Source organism: Bradyrhizobium cosmicum, from assembly GCF_032290525.1.
Lineage (GTDB): Bacteria > Pseudomonadota > Alphaproteobacteria > Rhizobiales > Xanthobacteraceae > Bradyrhizobium > Bradyrhizobium cosmicum_A.
Window position 1 is genome coordinate 1 of record NZ_JASXTA010000078.1, and the last position, 643, is coordinate 643.

Genomic DNA, 643 nt, shown 5'->3' on the forward strand with positions numbered 1-643 from the left:
CGGCCAACAATTCCGCAACCAGGTCAGCGAACTCTTGGGCGTCGATCATTTGCTTCTCAGCGTGATATCGCCGCCGCTCTCGATCCATGAGAACGTTTGTCAACAACAAGGTAAGTTCGACAACGAGGTCCGCCGGTTGGCAAAGCTGGACGAGACGACGCGTCGCCTGATGACGGTCCCGGGGGTCGGTGTCGTGACGGCCCTAACGTTCCGCCACACGATCGATGACCCCTCGCGCTTCCGATCGGCTTCGACGGTCGGCGCCTACCTAGGCCTTACGCCGAGGCGCAGCCAATCCGGCGAAACCGACACCAACGGAAAGATATCTCGATGGGGGGCGACCGGCTTCTCCGAACTTACTTGTTCGAGGCCGCCACTGTCCTTCTTTATCGAACCAAAAAGTGGTCTTCCCCAAAGGCCTGGGGCATGAAGTTCGCCAAGCGGATCGGCATGAAGAAGGCAAAGGTCGCCATCGCCCGAAAGATCGCCGTGATTCTCCACTGCATCTGGGTCGATGGCACGTCGTTCGACTGGGGCCAGCCGAAGCCAATCTGATATTCGCTCGCAAGTTCCTGGTCCGGTCCGGACTGGCGATGTCCCGCTGGGACGGTGGTCGTGTGACCTCGGTCAATCGGCTGGTGGC

At 60.2% G+C, this 643-nt stretch carries 1 pseudogene; it reads left to right on the forward strand.

The annotated features are described in order from the left end of the window. Positions 1-555, forward strand: a pseudogene (locus QSV46_RS39100) (transposase); the annotation flags it as partial. Positions 556-643 lie beyond the last annotated feature (88 nt).